The sequence below is a fragment of the Streptomyces telluris genome (genome assembly GCF_024519335.1).
Classification (GTDB): Bacteria; Actinomycetota; Actinomycetes; order Streptomycetales; family Streptomycetaceae; genus Streptomyces; species Streptomyces telluris.
The window spans coordinates 201,131-218,446 of sequence record NZ_JANIID010000002.1 but is presented as its reverse complement, the minus strand read 5'-3'; the positions used below and the strand labels follow the sequence as shown (position 1 = coordinate 218,446).

The following is a 17,316-nucleotide window of genomic DNA, read 5'->3' as shown; positions in this document are numbered from 1 at the left end:
CTATGACGGACATCATCAAGCTCACCGCCGCCGGGATCGCGGAGAAGATCGCCTCCGGCGAGCTCACCGCCGTCCAGGTCACCGAGGCCCACCTGGCCCGGATCGACGCCGTGGACGAGAAGGTGCACGCCTTCCTCCACGTGGACCGCGAGGGCGCCCTCGCCCAGGCCCGCGAGGTCGACGCCAAGCGCGAGCGCGGCGAGAAGCTCGGCCCGCTGGCCGGCGTCCCGCTGGCGCTGAAGGACATCTTCACCACCAAGGGGATCCCGACCACGGTCGGCTCGAAGATCCTCGAAGGCTGGATCCCGCCGTACGACGCGACGCTCACCAAGCGCCTGAAGGACGCGGACGTCGTCATCCTCGGCAAGACCAACATGGACGAGTTCGCGATGGGCTCCTCCACGGAGAACAGCGCCTACGGCCCGACCGGCAACCCCTGGGACCTGACCAAGATCCCCGGCGGCTCCGGCGGCGGCTCCAGCGCGGCGCTCGCCGCGTACCAGGCCCCCCTGGCCATCGGCACGGACACCGGCGGCTCGATCCGCCAGCCCGCCGCCGTGACCGGCACGGTCGGCGTCAAGCCGACCTACGGCTCGGTCTCGCGCTACGGCATGGTGGCCTTCTCCTCCTCCCTCGACCAGGGCGGCCCCTGCGCCCGCACGGTCCTGGACGCGGCCCTGCTGCACGAGGTGATCGCCGGCCACGACCCGATGGACTCCACGTCCATCGACGCCCCGGTCCCGCCGGTCGTCGAGGCCGCGCGCAACGGCAGCGTGCAGGGCATGCGCGTCGGCGTCGTCAAGCAGTTCCGCGGCGAGGGCTACCAGGCCGGCGTCGTGCAGCGCTTCGACGAGTCCGTCGAGCTGCTCAAGGAGCTGGGTGCCGAGATCGTCGAGCTGGACTGCCCGTCCTTCGACCTGGCCCTGGCCGCGTACTACCTGATCGCGCCGTCCGAGTGCTCCTCGAACCTGGCCCGCTTCGACGGCCTGCGCTACGGCCTGCGCGCCGGCGACGACGGCACCCGCTCCGCCGAGGACGTCACCGCCCTCACCCGCGAGGCCGGCTTCGGCCCCGAGGTCAAGCGCCGCGTCATGCTCGGCACGTACGCCCTGAGCTCGGGCTACTACGACGCCTACTACGGCTCGGCGCAGAAGGTCCGCACGCTCATCACGCGCGACTTCGAGAAGGCCTTCGAGCAGGTCGACGTGATCGTCTCGCCGACCACCCCGACCACCGCCTTCGCGATCGGCGAGCGCGCCGACGACCCGATGGCGATGTACCTCGCGGACCTGTGCACCATCCCGACCAACCTGGCCGGCAACGCGGCCATGTCGCTGCCCTGCGGCCTGGCGCCCGAGGACAACCTGCCGGTCGGTCTGCAGATCATCGCTCCCGCCCTGAAGGACGACCGGCTCTACAAGGTCGGTGCCGCGGTCGAGGCCGCGTTCACCGCCCGCTGGGGTCACCACCTGCTCGAGGAGGCACCGTCGCTGTGAGCACCGAAGTGAGCAAGGCGAGCGCTCTGAAGAAGGCCAAGGGCTTCAAGAAGTCCAAGCCCGGCACGTACCTGTCGATCGGCACCACGCTGTTCGGCGCCGTCAGCGTGATCAAGCAGGCGAAGAAGGCGCGCGGCGAGCAGGACACGCTCCAGCTGGTCGACGCGATCGTCTCCGCCGCAGCCATCGCCACCGGTGTCGCGCTGCTGGTGCGCGAGCTGCGCCGGATGAACAGCGACGACGTCCTCGCGGACTGAGCCAGGACCTGAGAGGTTAGTTTTCCGTGACCGTCACTGAACTGGTGTCGTACGAGGACGCGCTGGCTTCCTACGACCCCGTCATGGGCCTGGAGGTCCATGTCGAGCTCGGCACCAAGACGAAGATGTTCTGCGGCTGCTCCACGGAGCTGGGCGCGGACCCCAACACCCAGACCTGCCCGGTCTGCCTCGGCATGCCCGGCGCCCTGCCGGTGGTCAACGCCACCGGCGTCGAGTCCGCCATCAAGATCGGCCTCGCGCTGCACTGCGAGATCGCCGAGTGGTGCCGCTTCGCCCGGAAGAACTACTTCTATCCGGACATGCCGAAGAACTTCCAGACCTCCCAGTACGACGAGCCGATCGCCTTCAACGGCTACCTCGACGTGCAGCTGGAGGACGGCGAGGTCTTCCGCGTGGAGATCGAGCGCGCCCACATGGAGGAGGACACCGGCAAGTCCACCCACGTGGGCGGTGCCACCGGCCGCATCCACGGCGCCCAGCACTCCCTGCTGGACTACAACCGCGCCGGCATCCCGCTGATCGAGATCGTCACCAAGCCGATCGAGGGCGCGGGCGAGCGGGCCCCGGAGGTCGCCAAGGCCTACGTGGCCGAGCTGCGCGAGCTCATCAAGGCCCTGGGCGTCTCCGAGGCCCGGATGGAGATGGGCCAGATGCGCTGCGACGTCAACCTGTCGCTGCGCCCGCACGGCCGGGAGAAGTTCGGCACCCGCTCCGAGACCAAGAACGTCAACTCGCTGCGCTCCGTCGAGCGCGCGGTGCGCTTCGAGGTCCAGCGGCACGCCTCCGTCCTCTCGGCCGGCGGCACGATCGTGCAGGAGACCCGCCACTTCCACGAGGAGGACGGGTCGACCACGTCCGGCCGCATCAAGGAAGAGGCCGAGGACTACCGCTACTTCCCCGAGCCGGACCTGGTGCCGGTGGCCCCCTCCCGCGAGTGGGTCGAGGAGCTGCGGGCGACCCTGCCCGAGCTGCCGCGCGTGCGCCGCAACCGCCTCCGCGAGGACTGGGGCGTCACCGAGCACGACATGCAGTCGATCCTCAACGCGGGCGCGGTCGACCTGATCGTCGCCACCGTCGAGGCCGGTGCCGACTCCGCCGCCGCCCGCAAGTGGTGGATGGGCGAGCTGGCCCGCAGCGCCAACGAGTCCGGTACGGACCTCGCGGCGCTGCCGATCACCCCGGCGCAGGTCGCCCGGGTGGCGGCGCTCGTCGCCGAGGGCTCGCTCAACGACAAGCTGGCCCGCCAGGTCATCGAGGGCGTGCTCGCCGGCGAGGGCGACCCGGACGCGGTCGTCGAGAAGCGCGGCCTGAAGGTCGTCTCCGACGACAGCGCCCTGGGTGCCGCCGTGGACGAGGCCATCGCGGCCAACGCGGCCATCGCGGACAAGATCCGCGGCGGTAAGGTCGCGGCGGCGGGTGCGCTGGTCGGCGCGGTCATGAAGGCCACGCGCGGCCAGGCCGACGCGGCCCGTGTCCGCGAGCTCATCCTGGAGCGCCTCGGCGTCGAGGGCTGACCGGCTGAGAGCCGGTCGGCCCCGGGCCGATCAGCTGCTCATCGGCAGCGTTCTGCGACATCTCATGGCCGCCCCTTTTCGAAGGGGCGGCCATTGTCTGTCCGGGAATGGTCCAGGAATGGCTGGTTTCCTTTGCTCTATGGCCTTCGTGTCCCCCGTCCGGCATGATCCGAATGCGGGCCCACCGTGTGCCCGCATCCGAAATCTGGGGGTAGGCACATGAGACGGTTGAGCAGGACGCTGGCTGCACTCACGCTGGCGGGCGCCGGCCTGCTGGCGGCGACGGTCCCGGCCGGCGCGGCCACCACGGACGCGGCGGCCACGGTGAAGTGCGAGGCGGGCTGGGGGAGCCTGCCCAAGGTCAGCACGGACACCGCCTACCGCTCGCTGCTGGACGTCCGGGCCGGGCGGCACGAGTGCTACGACCGTCTGGTCTTCGACGTCCAGGGCACCGGCGACCGCCCGATCGGCTACCGCGTGGAGTACGTGGACCGGCTGCAGCAGGACGGCTCCGGTGACGTGATCCCGGTCGGCGGCGGCGCGATCCTGGCGGTCCGCGTGGCCGCTCCGAGCTACGACACGAGCACCGGCGAGCCGCGCTACCCGGGCCACGCCGGACAGCCGCTGCCCGGAGTCGACCTCACCGGCTTCCGCACGTTCCAGGACACCCGCTTCGCCAGCAGCTTCGAGGGCGACACCCTGGTCGGCGTCGGCGTCCGCGCACGGCTGCCGTTCCGGGTCTTCCAGGAGCGCAACCGCATCGTCGTGGACGTCGCCCACACCTGGTAGCACCTGCGCTGAGCTGCGGTTTCCGTCCCGCGCCGAGCCGTGGCCCCGGCCCCGGGCGGCGCGGGAGGGCCCCGGTGTGGGGTGAGCCACAAAGCGGACAAAGGATCTTTTTCCGCTGTCACAGTGGTTCGGCAAGGGGCCCCCACCGCGCCTCTCGCGCTGCGGGGCCCAGGCCAGCAGCTCATGCGCTCGGAAATGCACGGGGCAGTTCTCCCGGCGGGATCGACGCGCCGAACGGGAAGCAGCCCGAATGACCTCACTCGCCCGATGGTGCCTGCGCCGTCGTTTCGCCGTGATCGTGCTGTGGCTCGTGGCCCTGGCGGGCACCGCCGCGGCCGCGACCCTGGCGGGCCCGGCGTACTCCAACGACTACGCCGTCCCCGGTACCGAGGCCGCCCGTGCGGGCGCGCTCCTGGAAGCCGGCTTCCCCGGCCAGGGCGGCGACGACACCATCGTCTGGCACACCGGCCAGGGCACGGTGCGCGCCGCCGCCGTCGAGCAGCGCATGACCGAGACCCTGCGCGACGTCGCGGCCCTGCCCGGCGTCGAGTCCGTCAGCGGCCCGTACAGCGGCCCCGACGGCGCCGCAAGGATCAGCCCCGACGGGCACACCGCGTACGCCTCCGTCACCTTCGCCGCGCCCGGCGGCCCGGACAAGGAGCTGGTGCACCAGGTCGTCGAGACGGCCCGGTCCGCGGCGGACGGCAACCTGGAGGTCGCCCTCGGCGGCGCCGGCATCGCCACGGGGGAGGCCGCGAGCGGTCACCTCAGCGAGATCATCGGCATCGCCGTCGCCGCCGTCGTGCTCTTCGTCGTCTTCGGCTCGCTGGCCGCGAGCCTGCTGCCGATCGCCACGGCCCTCGTCAGCGTGGGCACCGCGTTCATGGGCACCCAGCTGCTCGGCCACGTCATGAACGTCGCCGACTTCGCTCCCATGCTCGGCACCCTCATCGGGCTCGGCGTGGGCATCGACTACGCCCTGTTCATCGTCACCCGCCACCGCAAGGGCCTGCGGGCGGGGCTGCCCGTGGCCGTCGCGGCCGAGCGGGCCGTCGCCACCACCGGCCGCGCGGTCGTCTTCGCGGGCGGCACCGTGTGCGTCGCGCTGCTGGGCATGCTCATCCTGCGCCTGAGCTTCCTCAACGGCGTCGCCCTCGCCGCCTCGCTCACCGTCGTCCTCACCGTCGCCGCCTCGGTCACGCTGCTGCCCGCGCTCCTCGGGGTGATCGGCGACCGCGCCCTCAGCCGCCGCGAGCGCCGCCGCCTCGCGGACAGCGGCCCCCGCCCGGAGCTGCCCACCGGGCTGGCCGCCCGCTGGTCGGCGTTCGTGGAGCGCCACCCCAAGCTGCTGGGCGCCGTGGCCGCGGTCGTCATGATCGTGCTCGCGCTGCCCACGTTCTCCCTCCACCTGGGCACCTCCGACCAGGGCAACAACCCGGCCTCGTCCACCACGCGCCAGGCGTACGACATGCTCGGCAGCGGCTTCGGGCCCGGCGTCAACGGCCCCCTGACCCTGGTGGCCGACCTCGACAGCGCCGCCGACCGGCTGGCCTTCACCGAGCTCCCGGACGCCCTGCGGCACACCGAGGGCGTCGCCTCCGCCTCGCCCGCCCAGGTGAACCCCAGCGGCGACACGGGCGTCATCAGCGTCGTGCCCACCACCTCCCCGCAGTCGCGCGACACCAGCGACCTCGTGGACCGGCTGCGCGGCACCGTACTGCCGAAGGCGACCGCCGGCACCGGCGTGGACGTCCAGGTCGGCGGCATGACCGCGAGCTACGACGACTTCGCCGGCATCATCCTCGGCAAGCTGCCGCTCTTCGTCGGCACCGTCGTCGGCCTGGGCTGCCTGCTGCTCCTGCTGGCCTTCCGCAGCATCGGCATCCCCCTGAAGGCAGCGGTGATGAACATCGCCGCCGTCGCCTCGTCCTTCGGCATCGTCGTCGCGATCTTCCAGTGGGGCTGGGGGGCCGGGTTCCTCGGCCTCGGCGGCGCCGGGCCGATAGAGCCGTTCCTGCCCGTCGTCATGGTCTCCGTCCTCTTCGGCCTGTCCATGGACTACCAGGTCTTCCTGGTCAGCCGGATGTACGAGGAGTGGCTCGCCACGCGCGACAACACCCGCGCCGTGCGCGTCGGCCTCGCCGAGACCAGCCGCGTCATCAACTCCGCGGCGGTGATCATGATCTCGGTCTTCCTCGCCTTCGTCCTCAGCGGGGACCGCGTCATCGCGATGTTCGGCATCGGCCTCGCGGCGGCCGTCGCCCTCGACGCCTTCGTGCTGCGCACGCTGCTCGTCCCGGCCCTCATGCACATGCTGGGCGGCGCCAACTGGTGGCTGCCGGCGTGGCTGGAGCGCCGCCTGCCCCGGATCAGCATCGAGCCGCCGGAGCCGGTGGACGAGCCGGAGCCGGCGGACGGCCCCCGGGAGCCCCTCCCGGTCAGTCCCGAGAAGAGCCTTGCCGGGGCGGGCGTATGAGAACGCGGCCCGAGTCGAGGTCGACCGGGCCGCGCGCGGGGTCGCCGTCACCGACGTCGTCACGGGTCAGTTCCAGGCGCTTCTGTTCTTCGTGGCTGTGCTTCCGGCCCGGTGCGAACACTTCCTCGAACACGTTGAACATCTTCAACTCCCGTCGCCGCACTGTCCGTCCAGTCTAGGCGGATGCGTGTACGGTCCCGGCAAAGGTGTGCGCCGCGGTCATCAGCGCACTTCGAGCCGCAGGATCCGGTCGTCCTCGCCGCCCGGCTTCCCGCGCCCGTCGGTGTTGCTCGTCGTCAGCCACAGCCCGCCGTCGTCCGTGGCCACGACCGTGCGCAGCCGCCCGTACTCGCCCTGCAGGAACGCCCGGGGGCCGGCCACCGGCTTCGTGCCGTCCAGCGGGATCCGCCACAGGCGCTCGCCGCGCAGGGCCGCCATCCACAGGGAGCCCTTGGCGAAGGCGAGCCCGCTGGGGGAGGCCTCGGAGGTCGTCCACTGCTCGACGGGGTCGGTGTAGCCGGACCGGCCCGCCCTGCCCTCGACGACGGGCCAGCCGTAGTTGCCGCCCGGCCGGATCAGGTTGAGCTCGTCCCACGTGTTCTGGCCGAACTCCGACGCCCACAGGCGCTTGCCCGCGTCCCAGGCCAGGCCCTGCACGTTGCGGTGGCCGTAGGAGTAGACCACCGAGTTCTCCCCGGGGTTGCCGTACGCGGGGCGGCCGTCCGGGGTCATGCGGAGGATCTTCCCGCCGAGGGACGCCTTGTCCTGGGCGAGGTCGCGCTGCCCGCCGTCGCCCGTCCCGGCGTAGAGCATCCGGTCGGGGCCGAAGGCGATGCGGCCGCCGTTGTGGACTGTGCCCTTGGGGATGCCCCGCAGCACCGTGTCGGGCGCCCCCAGCCGCTGCCCCGCGGGCTTGCGCTCGTCGTAGCGCAGGCGGGCGATGCGGTTGTCCGAATCGGTGGTGAAGTACGCGTACACCAGGCGGTCGGTGGCGAAGTCGGGCGAGACCGCCAGGCCCAGCAGGCCGCCCTCGCCGCCCTTGACGACGCCGGGCACCTCGCCCACCTCGCTCTGCGCGCCGTCCTTGACCGCCACCCGGGCGATCTTTCCCGTGTCGCGGGAGGCCACCAGGAGGTCGCCGCCGGGGAGCACCGCGACGCCCCACGGCGAGCCGAGCTTCGCGGTGAGCGTCCGGACGACCTTGACCGAGCCCTCGGCGGGCGCCGGCGGAGCCGAGGGAGCACCCGAAGAGGCCTCCGCACCGGGCGACTTGGCCGAGGAGCCCTGCCGTGGTCCCTCGCCCGGGAAGCCGTCCTCGCTCGAACAGCCCGCGACGGCGAACAGCGCGGCGGCGGCCAGGGCGGCGGCGGTACGGGCACGACGTCGTCGCACGGTGCGGTTCCTCTCGCCGGGGCGGTCTTCGTCACCGGCACTGTCCCACAGGACGCGCGCGTGTCCCCGTACGGGCGCGACGCTAGTCCCAGGAGCCCATCGCCCGCGGCAGCGCCGCTATCTCCGCCAAGTCCTCGGCGGTGAGCCGCAGTCGCGCCGCCGCGGCGTTCTGCACCGCCCACACCGGCTTCTTCGTGCCCGGTACGGGTATCACGTGCCGGCCCTGGGCCAGCACCCAGGCCAGGGCGACCTGCGCGGCCGTCGCGTCGTGACGCAGCGCGACCCGGCGCAGCCCCGCCACGATCGGCTGGTTGGCGGCCATCATCTCGGCGGTGAAGCGCGGGTGGCGCGCCCGGAGGTCCTCCGGCTCGAAGCCCTGCCCCGGCGTGAGCGTGCCGCTGAGGAAACCATTCCCCAGGGGCATGGCGGCCAGCATGCCGACGCCCCGGGAGGCGCACCAGGGCACCAGCGCATCGAGCGCCTCCCGGGACCACACCGACAACTCCACCTGCACGCAACTCACCGGGAACACCTGCTGCACCCGCTCCAGCTGCCGGATCGTCGCGTCGTACAGCCCGGCGCGGGACCGGCGGCGCGTGCGCGCGCCGATCGCACACCAGCCCAGCGCGCGCACCTTGCCCGCGGAGACCAGCTCCGCCATCGCCCCCCAGGTCTCCTCGACCGGCACCTCGGGGTCGGGGCGGTGCAGCTGGTAGACGTCGATCACGTCGGTCTGCAGCCGGCGCAGCGAGGCGTCGCAGGCCCGCTTCACATAGCCCGGGCGGCCGTTGGCGACGATGTGGCTGTCGCCCACCATCAGCCCGCACTTGGTCGAAACGAACGCCTCGGAGCGCCGCTCCCGCAGCGCCCGCCCCACCAGCCGCTCGTTGGTGAACGGCCCGTACATGTCCGCGGTGTCCAGCAGGGTCGTGCCCGCGTCGAGCGCCGCGTGCACCGTGCGCAGCGCGCCCTCCCCGCTCCGCTGGGAGGCGGTGTATCCCCAGTGCATGGGCATGCACCCCAGGCCGATCGCGCCCGCTTCGAGCGCCGTCGCACCGATATTCCTGCGCTCCACCGGCCGTACCCCTCCCGTTCCTCGCCCCCAAACTAACCTCTGCCGCACCGGCCCGATCGCATAGCCTCCAGGCATGAGTGCAGATGACAGCGGTTCCGGCCGCCCCCTGGTCTGGCTGCCCTTCCCGCCCGAGCGGATCGAAGGGCTCCCGGAGAGCCTCGACTACGTCTTCTGGGACGGCGGACCGGAGTACCCGACCGACCCCGCCCGCTGCGACTTCTACGCGGTCCCCTACGTCACCGACCCCGAGCCGTGCCTGCGCCCGCTGCCGGGCATGACGCGCGTCCGGGTCGTGCAGGCGCTCACCGCGGGCGTGGAGCACCTGCTGCCCGCCGTGGAGGGGCTGCCGAAGGGCGCCGTGCTGTGCAACGCCCGCGGGCTGCACGACGCGAGCACCGCCGAACTCGCCCTGGCCCTGACCCTCGCCTCGCTGCGCGACATCCCCGGCTTCGTGCGCGCGCAGGACGCGGGGGAGTGGCGGCAGGGCTTCCGGCCGGCGCTGGCCGACAAGTCGGTGCTCATTGTGGGTTACGGTTCGATCGGCAGCGCCATTGAGGACCGGCTCGTGCCCTTCGAGTGCGCGCGGGTCACACGCGTCGCACGCTCCGCGCGGGACAGCGCGCGCGGTCCCGTGCATCCGATCGCCGCCCTGCCCGGCTTGCTGCCCGAGGCCGACGTCGTGATTCTCGCGACGCCGCTCACCGAGGAGACCCGGGGGCTCGTCAACGCCGGTTTCCTGGCGCGGATGAAGGACGGGGCGCTGCTGGTGAACGTGGCGCGCGGTGCCGTCGTCGACACCAAGGCCCTCCTGGCCGAACTGGACGCAGGTCGGCTGCGTGCCGCACTGGACGTCACGGACCCCGAGCCGCTGCCGCCCGGGCACCCGCTGTGGAGTGCCCCGGGGGTGCTGATCACCCCCCATGTGGGTGGCCCCTCTTCGGCCTTCCTGCCGCGCGCCGAGCGGCTGCTGCGTGATCAGCTGGCCAGATTCGCCCTGGACGCGCCACTGCAAAATGTCGTAGTCATCGCCCGCTAGTTACCACGTAGAGGTACCGTTCGACTGCACTCAGTGTCCATAACCCCGTGGCTGATTACGCTATGTATATGAGCTATGTCCCTGAGTGACGAGTCTGGTGTATCGTCCGGACGGGGGCTGCGGCGTGCACGAGAACGGCCGCAGCGAGGACCGGAACTCGAGGGGGGCGACGGGCGATGCACGGCCAATGGACGATCAACCCGACGCGGCTCACGCACCGACCACGACCGCACCGCACACCGCGACCGCACTGCGTGGCGACGCTGCTCCTGTGGCTCCCATGGCTCCCGCTGCTGCGGACGGCGGCGCGGTGAGCGCCCCCGGGGCGGCCCTGTCCCGCCCGTCCTGCGGCTCGGGCCCGGTCTCCCAGCTGCTGCTGGCCCTCGTCTGCGGCGGCTATGCCACGGGCGCGGCCTTCGGCTGGGGATCGAGCGAGCTCGCCTCCGCCATGGGCGACTTCGGCCTCGGCGGCGCGGCCGTCCTCGCCGCCGTCTCCTGCTTCTGGTACGGGCGCACGCACCGCACGCGGTTCCGGCTCGCCTGGTTCCTCTTCGCCGCGTCCTCGGCCATGGCCGGTCTCGGCAACGTTGTCTGGGGCTGGTACGAGGTCGTCCTGGACGCCCGCGTCCCGACGCCCTCCGTGGCCGACTTCTGCTTCCTGCTCTTCGCGCCGCCGGCCATCATCGGCCTGCTGGTCCTCGCCCGCCGCCCCGTCACCCGGGCCGGCTGGGTGTGCCTGGCCCTCGACGCCTGGCTCACCGGCGGCTCGCTCCTCACGCTCTCCTGGAGCCTCGCGCTCGCGCACACCGCCCACTTCGAGGGCGAGAGCGTCGCCCACGCCGCGCTCTCCCTGGCCTATCCGCTGCTGGACATCGCCCTGGTGTCCATGGTGCTGGCCCTGCACTTCCGGCGCTCGACCGCCAACCGCTCCGCCATCAACACCGCCATCGCGGCCCTCGCCCTGACGGTCCTGTGCGACGCCCTGTTCACCTCGCCGCTGCTGCGCTCGCACTACCGCTCGGGCCAGATCCTCGACGCCGGCTGGTTCGCGGGCTACATGCTCATGGCGTACGCCCCCTGGGTCGCGCGCGAGGACGGCGACGACGCCGCCCCCGCCCGCTCGGCCCAGCACCCGCACCACCCCAGCCGCCCCATCGCCGGCTCCCTCGCGGCCCTCACGCCGTACCTGGCCGCCGCCGTGTGCACCCTGGGCATCCTCTACAACGTCCTGGACGGCCACCAGGTCGACAAAGTCGTCCTGTTCACCGGCTGCACGGTCGTCCTGGCCCTGGTGATCCGCCAGGGCATCATGCTGCTGGACAACATCTCCCTCACCCAGGAACTGGCCCAGAAGGAGAACCACTTCCGCTCCCTCGTCCAGGGCTCCAGCGACGTGATCATGATCGCCGCGCCCACGGGCATACTGCGCTACGTCAGCCCGGCCGCCGCCGGGGTCTACGGGCGCGAGGCCGAAGACCTCGTCGGCTCCGAGCTGGCCTCGCTGATCCACCCGGAGGACCTGGGCAGAGTCGTCCACGAGGTGCGCCGCTTCCTGGCGGCGCCGCCCGCCGAGGAGCCCACGACCCGCATCGAGTGCCGCTTCCGCTCCGGCGGCGGCGAGTGGCTCAACGTCGAGTCCACCGTCAACCGCCACCACGGCGGCCTGATCTTCAACAGCCGCGACGTCACCGAGCGCGTCCGCCTCCAGGCCCAGCTCCAGCACACCGCCGAGCACGACCCGCTCACCGACCTGCCCAACCGCGCCCTGTTCACCAAGCGCGTCCAGCAGGCCCTCACCGGCCGCAGAGCGACCGACGCGGGCACCGCCGTGCTCTTCATCGACCTCGACGGCTTCAAGGCGGTGAACGACAGCGTCGGCCACCAAGCCGGCGACGAGCTGCTCGTCCAGGCGGCCCGTCGCCTCCAGGACTCCGTCCGCGCGGGCGACTCCACGGCCCGCTTCGGAGGCGACGAGTTCGCGGCGCTGATCATCGGCGACGGCACCCGTGACCCCGCCGCCCGCGAGTACCGCATCCACGAGATCGCCGACCGGCTGCGGATCACCCTCTCCCAGCCCTACCGCGTGGAAGGAGGCACCGAGGTCCGCGTCGCCGCCAGCATCGGCGTGGCCTTCGCCGAGCCCGGCATCACCCCGGGCGAGCTGATGCGCAACGCCGACCTCGCGATGTACCGCGCCAAGCAGGCCGGCAAGGGCCGCGTCGAGCTCTACGCCCCGCAGATGCAGGCCGACGTGGTCCGCCGCGCCGAGCTCGCCACGCGGCTGCGCACCGCCCTGCACGAGGGCGAGTTCGCCCTGCTGCACCAGCCCGTCGTCGACCTGGGCACGGGCGCGGTCACCGCGGTCGCCGCCCAGCCCCGCTGGCGCTCCGCCCAGGGAATACTGTTCACTCCTGCGGAGTATCTCCGCGTGGCCGAGAACGACCGGGGCGACGAGGGCGCCCGCATCGCCGAGCTGGGCCGCTGGACGGTGGAGAAGGCCGTCGAGCAGGCCGCCCAGCGCTGCCGCGCGGGCCACCCCGTGCCCGTGTACGTCCGGCTGTCCGCGGCCCGGCTGATGGACAAGTCGCTGCCCGCCAAGAACCTGGAGGGGCTGCTGATCCGCCACGGGCTGCCCTCCGGGGCGCTCGTCCTGGAGCTGTCCGGAAGCGACCCCCGGGTGCCGCTGGACGAGCTGGAGCGGCGCCTGGCCGCCCTGCGCCGGATGGGGGTGCGGATCGCCCTCGACGGCTTCGGCAGCGGCTACGCCGCCATCAGCGCCCTGCGCCGGCTGCCCATCGACACCCTCAAGCTCGACCGGGGGCTCGTCGACGGCGTGGTGGAGTCCGCCCGGCTGCACAAGATCACCGCCGGGCTGCTGCGGATCGCCACCGACCTGGGCATGCAGTCCGTCGCCGACGGCGTCGACGTGCCCGAGCAGGCGCTCGCCCTGCGCGCGATGGGCTGCACCCACGCCCTGGGCGCCGCCTTCGCCGGGCCGCTCGACGAGCACCGCCTGCGCCACGCGCTGAACCTCGGGGCCTACCCCGTCCCCGGCCCGCCGGTGGATGGCGCAAAAGCGTGGGTCGGAGGCGGCGTCCTGCCCGCAGGAGCAGTACCGTCCGCTACGCGATCCGGGTCCGCGGGGGGCGCCGGATCACTCGCCCATGCTCCATTGCGCTCAAATAATGAGACGCCCGTCCCACCCACTTGACACTTCCCAGGTGGCGGGTGGAGGGTCGGTTCCATGCGCACCCGAATTCTCGTACTTGGAAAGCGCGTCGGCTGAAGCAGGCCCTTCACACGCCCTGCTGACCACACCGGCGCGCTCCCCTCGCTTGCCTCACGGCACGAGGGGTTTTTTGTTGCACTAGAACGTGACAGACCCACCCAAACCGACCTCCGCTCAACCAGTCGAACCCGATCGAACCCCTAGATCGAACCCGTCGAATCCTTCGAGAAGAGAATGTCGATGACCGAGCAGGCCACCGGGGCCCACCATCCGCAGCCGCGGGCCCGTAACGGCGCGGCGCACCAGCCCGCCACCGTCGAGCACGTCACGGGCGCGCAGTCCCTCATCCGCTCGCTGGAGGAGGTCGGTGCCGAGATCGTGTTCGGGATCCCGGGCGGGGCGATCCTCCCCGCGTACGACCCGATGATGGACTCCTCGAAGGTCCGCCACGTCCTGGTCCGCCACGAGCAGGGCGCCGGCCACGCCGCGACCGGATACGCCCAGGCCACGGGCAAGGTCGGCGTCTGCATGGCCACCTCCGGACCCGGTGCCACCAACCTCGTCACGCCGATCGCCGACGCCCACATGGACTCCGTCCCGCTGGTCGCCATCACCGGCCAGGTCGCCTCCAAGGCGATCGGCACGGACGCCTTCCAGGAGGCGGACATCTGCGGCATCACCATGCCGATCACCAAGCACAACTGGCTGGTGACCGACCCCGCCGAGATCCCCCGCACCATCGCCGAGGCCTTCCACGTCGCCTCCACCGGCCGCCCCGGCCCCGTGCTCGTCGACATCGCCAAGGACGCCCTGCAGGCGCGGACCACCTTCAGCTGGCCCCCGCACACCGACCTGCCCGGCTACCGCCCGGTCACCAAGCCGCACAGCAAGCAGATCCGCGAGGCCGCCAAGCTGATCAGCCAGGCCGCCCGCCCCGTGCTCTACGTCGGCGGCGGCGTCCTCAAGGCCCGCGCGACCGCCGAGCTGAAGGTGCTCGCCGAGCTGACCGGCGCCCCCGTCACCACCACCCTGATGGCGCTCGGCGCCTTCCCCGACAGCCACCCCCAGCACCTGGGCATGCCCGGCATGCACGGCTCGGTCGCCGCCGTCACCGCCCTGCAGAAGTCCGACCTGATCATCGCCCTCGGCGCCCGCTTCGACGACCGCGTCACGGGCAAGCTGGACTCCTTCGCCCCGTACGCCAAGATCGTCCACGCCGACATCGACCCCGCGGAGATCGGCAAGAACCGCGCCGCCGACGTGCCGATCGTCGGTGACGCCCGCGAGGTCATCGCCGACCTGATCGTCGCCATCCAGGCCGAGCACGCCGAGGGCCGCACGGGCGAGGCCGCCGGCACCGGCTACGCGGCCTGGTGGCAGGACCTCAACCGCTGGCGCGACACCTACCCCCTCGGCTACGACCAGCCCGACGACGGCAGCCTCTCCCCGCAGCAGGTCATCCAGCGCATCGGGCAGCTCGCGCCGAAGGACACCATCTACGCCGCGGGCGTCGGCCAGCACCAGATGTGGGCCGCCCACTTCATCGACTACGAGCAGCCCGCCACCTGGCTCAACTCCGGCGGCGCCGGGACGATGGGCTACTCCGTCCCCGCCGCGATGGGCGCCAAGGCCGGCATGCCCGACCGCACGGTGTGGGCCATCGACGGCGACGGCTGCTTCCAGATGACCAATCAGGAACTGGTCACCTGCGCGCTCAACGACATCCCGGTCAAGGTCGCCATCATCAACAACGGCGCCCTCGGCATGGTCCGCCAGTGGCAGACCCTGTTCTACAACCAGCGCTACTCCAACACGGTGCTCCACGCGGGCCCGGCCGTCTCCAACGGCGGCTCCGCCACGGGCGCCGGCACCGAGCCCTGCGCCGGCACCCGCGTCCCGGACTTCGTCAAGCTCGCCGAGGCCATGGGCTGCGTCGGCATCCGCTGCGAGCGCCCGGACCAGCTCGACGCCGTCATCGAGAAGGCCAACTCCATCAACGACCGGCCCGTCGTGATCGACTTCATCGTCCACCAGGACGCCATGGTCTGGCCGATGGTCGCCGCGGGCACCTCCAACGACGAGATCCTCGCCGCGCGCGGAGTCCGCCCGGACTTCGGCGACACCGAGGACGACTGACGGACCGCCGACGACAGATGACAGAGATGACAGAGGCGACAGAGGCCTGACGAGGAAGAGAACCTGATGACCAAGCACACGCTCTCCGTCCTGGTGGAGAACACCCCCGGCATCCTGACCCGGATCGCCGCCCTGTTCGCCCGGCGCGGCTTCAACATCGACTCCCTCGCCGTCGGGGTCACCGAACACCCGGACATCTCCCGCATCACGATCGTCGTCAACGTCGAGTCGCTGCCGCTGGAGCAGGTGACCAAGCAGCTCAACAAGCTCGTCAACGTGCTGAAGATCGTCGAGCTGGAGGACAGCGCGGCCATCCACCGCGAACTCGTCCTGGTGAAGGTCCGCGCCGACAACGAGACCCGCTCCCAGATCGTCGAGATCGTCCAGCTCTTCCGCGCCAAGACCGTCGACGTCTCCCCGGAGGCCGTCACCATCGAGGCGACCGGCGGCAGCGACAAGCTCGGCGCCATGCTCAAGATGCTGGAGCCCTTCGGCATCAAGGAGCTGGTGCAGTCCGGGACGATCGCCATAGGGCGCGGCGCCCGGTCCATCACGGACCGCAGCCTGCGCGCGCTCGACCGCTCGGCCTGAGCCCGGCCCCGCACCCCCTGCGGGGCCGGGCACCCCCGCCCCCGCACCCCCGGATCCCCGCGCGGATCCGCATACCGAGACCCGAAATCTTCCGTCCGCCCGCCCGTCATACGGTGGGACGCACAACCGGAAAACCGGAAACAAGGAGAATCCCCAACGTGGCTGCCGAGCTCTTCTACGACAACGACGCCGACCTGTCCATCATCCAGGGCCGCAAGGTCGCGGTCCTCGGCTACGGCAGCCAGGGCCACGCCCACGCGCTGTCCCTGCGCGACTCGGGCGTCGACGTCCGCGTGGGCCTGCACGAGGGCTCCAAGTCCAAGCAGAAGGCCGAGGAGCAGGGCCTGCGCGTCGTCACCCCGGCCGAGGCCGCGGCCGAGGCCGACGTCATCATGATCCTCGTTCCGGACCCGATCCAGGCCAAGGTCTACGAGGAGTCCGTCAAGGAGCACCTCAAGGACGGCGACGCGCTCTTCTTCGGCCACGGCTTCAACATCCGCTTCGGCTTCATCAAGCCCCCGGCCGGCGTCGACGTCTGCATGGTCGCCCCCAAGGGCCCGGGCCACCTGGTCCGCCGCCAGTACGAGGAGGGCCGCGGCGTGCCGTGCATCGCGGCCGTCGAGCAGGACGCCTCCGGCAACGCCTTCGCGCTGGCGCTCTCCTACGCCAAGGCCATCGGCGGCACCCGCGCCGGCGTCATCAAGACCACCTTCACCGAGGAGACCGAGACCGACCTCTTCGGCGAGCAGGCGGTCCTCTGCGGCGGCGCGTCGGCGCTCGTCAAGGCGGGCTTCGAGACCCTGGTCGAGGCCGGCTACCAGCCGGAGATCGCCTACTTCGAGTGCCTCCACGAGCTCAAGCTGATCGTGGACCTCATGTACGAGGGCGGCCTGGAGAAGATGCGCTGGTCCGTCTCCGAGACCGCCGAGTGGGGCGACTACGTCACCGGCCCGCGCATCGTCAACGAGGGCACCAAGGCCGAGATGAAGAAGGTCCTCGGCGAGATCCAGGACGGCACCTTCGCCAACAACTGGATGAAGGAGTACCAGGCCGGCCTGCCCAAGTACAACGAGTACAAGAAGGCCGACGAGGACCACCTGCTGGAGACCACCGGCAAGAAGCTGCGCAAGCTGATGAGCTGGGTGGACGACAAGGAGTAGACGACAGGGAGTAGGCGCACTCCGCGCCGCCGGGCGCCGGGCGGGCCGGGAAAACCGGCCCGCCCGGCGCCCGTGGGCGAAGCTCGCGCGAGGGCGCGGCAACCGCCGATACACTGCACACCAACAAGCGCGTACCAGGCTCAC

13 protein-coding genes are annotated in these 17,316 nt (G+C 71.8%); 10 read left to right on the top strand and 3 right to left on the bottom strand.

Translation table 11 applies throughout. The annotated features are described in order from the left end of the window. Positions 1–2 precede the first annotated feature (2 nt). The 5 genes from gatA (at position 3) to NQU55_RS03000 (ending at position 6,553) form a co-directional block, all read left to right on the top strand. A complete protein-coding gene (gene gatA, locus NQU55_RS03020; protein ID WP_168092071.1) occupies positions 3–1,496 on the top strand; it encodes an Asp-tRNA(Asn)/Glu-tRNA(Gln) amidotransferase subunit GatA in 1,494 nt (497 codons plus the stop codon). Next, entirely contained in the window at positions 1,493–1,753 is a 261-nt protein-coding gene (locus tag NQU55_RS03015) for a hypothetical protein (RefSeq protein WP_256789595.1), read from the top strand. Before gatA ends, NQU55_RS03015 begins: the two co-directional genes overlap by 4 nt. Before the next feature lie 26 nt (positions 1,754–1,779). After that, positions 1,780–3,288: an Asp-tRNA(Asn)/Glu-tRNA(Gln) amidotransferase subunit GatB gene (gatB, locus tag NQU55_RS03010; protein WP_256789594.1), complete on the top strand. Its 1,509-nt coding sequence runs from the start codon at positions 1,780–1,782 to the stop codon at positions 3,286–3,288. Between the two features lie 219 nt (positions 3,289–3,507). Beyond that, positions 3,508–4,077: an AMIN-like domain-containing (lipo)protein gene (locus tag NQU55_RS03005; RefSeq protein WP_168096424.1), complete on the top strand. Its 570-nt coding sequence runs from the start codon at positions 3,508–3,510 to the stop codon at positions 4,075–4,077. Between the two features lie 250 nt (positions 4,078–4,327). Further along, the gene (locus tag NQU55_RS03000) at positions 4,328–6,553 is read left to right on the top strand and encodes an MMPL family transporter (RefSeq protein ID WP_256789590.1); all 2,226 of its coding nucleotides are present in this window, start codon (positions 4,328–4,330) and stop codon (positions 6,551–6,553) included. Here the strand turns inward: NQU55_RS03000 and NQU55_RS02995 are convergent. The 3 genes from NQU55_RS02995 to NQU55_RS02985 all read right to left on the bottom strand — a co-directional run bounded on the left by NQU55_RS02995 (position 6,516) and on the right by NQU55_RS02985 (position 9,020). Continuing rightward, entirely contained in the window at positions 6,516–6,695 is a 180-nt protein-coding gene (locus tag NQU55_RS02995) for a DUF6191 domain-containing protein (protein WP_240977116.1), read from the bottom strand. The two genes, NQU55_RS03000 and NQU55_RS02995, sit on opposite strands and share 38 nt — an antisense overlap. Before the next feature lie 80 nt (positions 6,696–6,775). Then, on the bottom strand, positions 6,776–7,945 hold the full coding sequence (locus NQU55_RS02990) for a PQQ-dependent sugar dehydrogenase (protein WP_256789588.1): 1,170 nt from the start codon (positions 7,943–7,945) through the stop codon (positions 6,776–6,778). An 82-nt stretch (positions 7,946–8,027) separates the two neighbouring features. Further along, the gene (locus NQU55_RS02985) at positions 8,028–9,020 is read right to left on the bottom strand and encodes an aldo/keto reductase (RefSeq protein WP_168096320.1); all 993 of its coding nucleotides are present in this window, start codon (positions 9,018–9,020) and stop codon (positions 8,028–8,030) included. Between the two features lie 73 nt (positions 9,021–9,093). Between NQU55_RS02985 and NQU55_RS02980 the strand changes: the two genes are divergently transcribed. The 5 genes from NQU55_RS02980 (at position 9,094) to ilvC (ending at position 17,172) form a co-directional block, all read left to right on the top strand. Then, positions 9,094–10,056 (top strand): 2-hydroxyacid dehydrogenase, encoded by a 963-nt coding sequence (locus NQU55_RS02980; protein WP_168096319.1) that lies wholly within the window; start codon positions 9,094–9,096, stop codon positions 10,054–10,056. Positions 10,057–10,336: 280 nt separating this feature from the next. Then, entirely contained in the window at positions 10,337–13,267 is a 2,931-nt protein-coding gene (locus tag NQU55_RS02975) for a putative bifunctional diguanylate cyclase/phosphodiesterase (protein WP_256789579.1), read from the top strand. 252 nt (positions 13,268–13,519) lie between these two features. After that, the gene (locus NQU55_RS02970) at positions 13,520–15,421 is read left to right on the top strand and encodes an acetolactate synthase large subunit (RefSeq protein ID WP_168093835.1); all 1,902 of its coding nucleotides are present in this window, start codon (positions 13,520–13,522) and stop codon (positions 15,419–15,421) included. 66 nt (positions 15,422–15,487) lie between these two features. After that, positions 15,488–16,012 carry an acetolactate synthase small subunit gene (ilvN, locus tag NQU55_RS02965; RefSeq protein WP_058046407.1) on the top strand — a complete coding sequence of 175 codons (525 nt, stop codon included), beginning with the start codon at positions 15,488–15,490 and terminating at the stop codon, positions 16,010–16,012. Between the two features lie 158 nt (positions 16,013–16,170). Further along, positions 16,171–17,172 (top strand): ketol-acid reductoisomerase, encoded by a 1,002-nt coding sequence (gene ilvC / locus NQU55_RS02960; RefSeq protein WP_168093834.1) that lies wholly within the window; start codon positions 16,171–16,173, stop codon positions 17,170–17,172. The last annotated feature ends 144 nt before the right edge of the window (positions 17,173–17,316 follow it).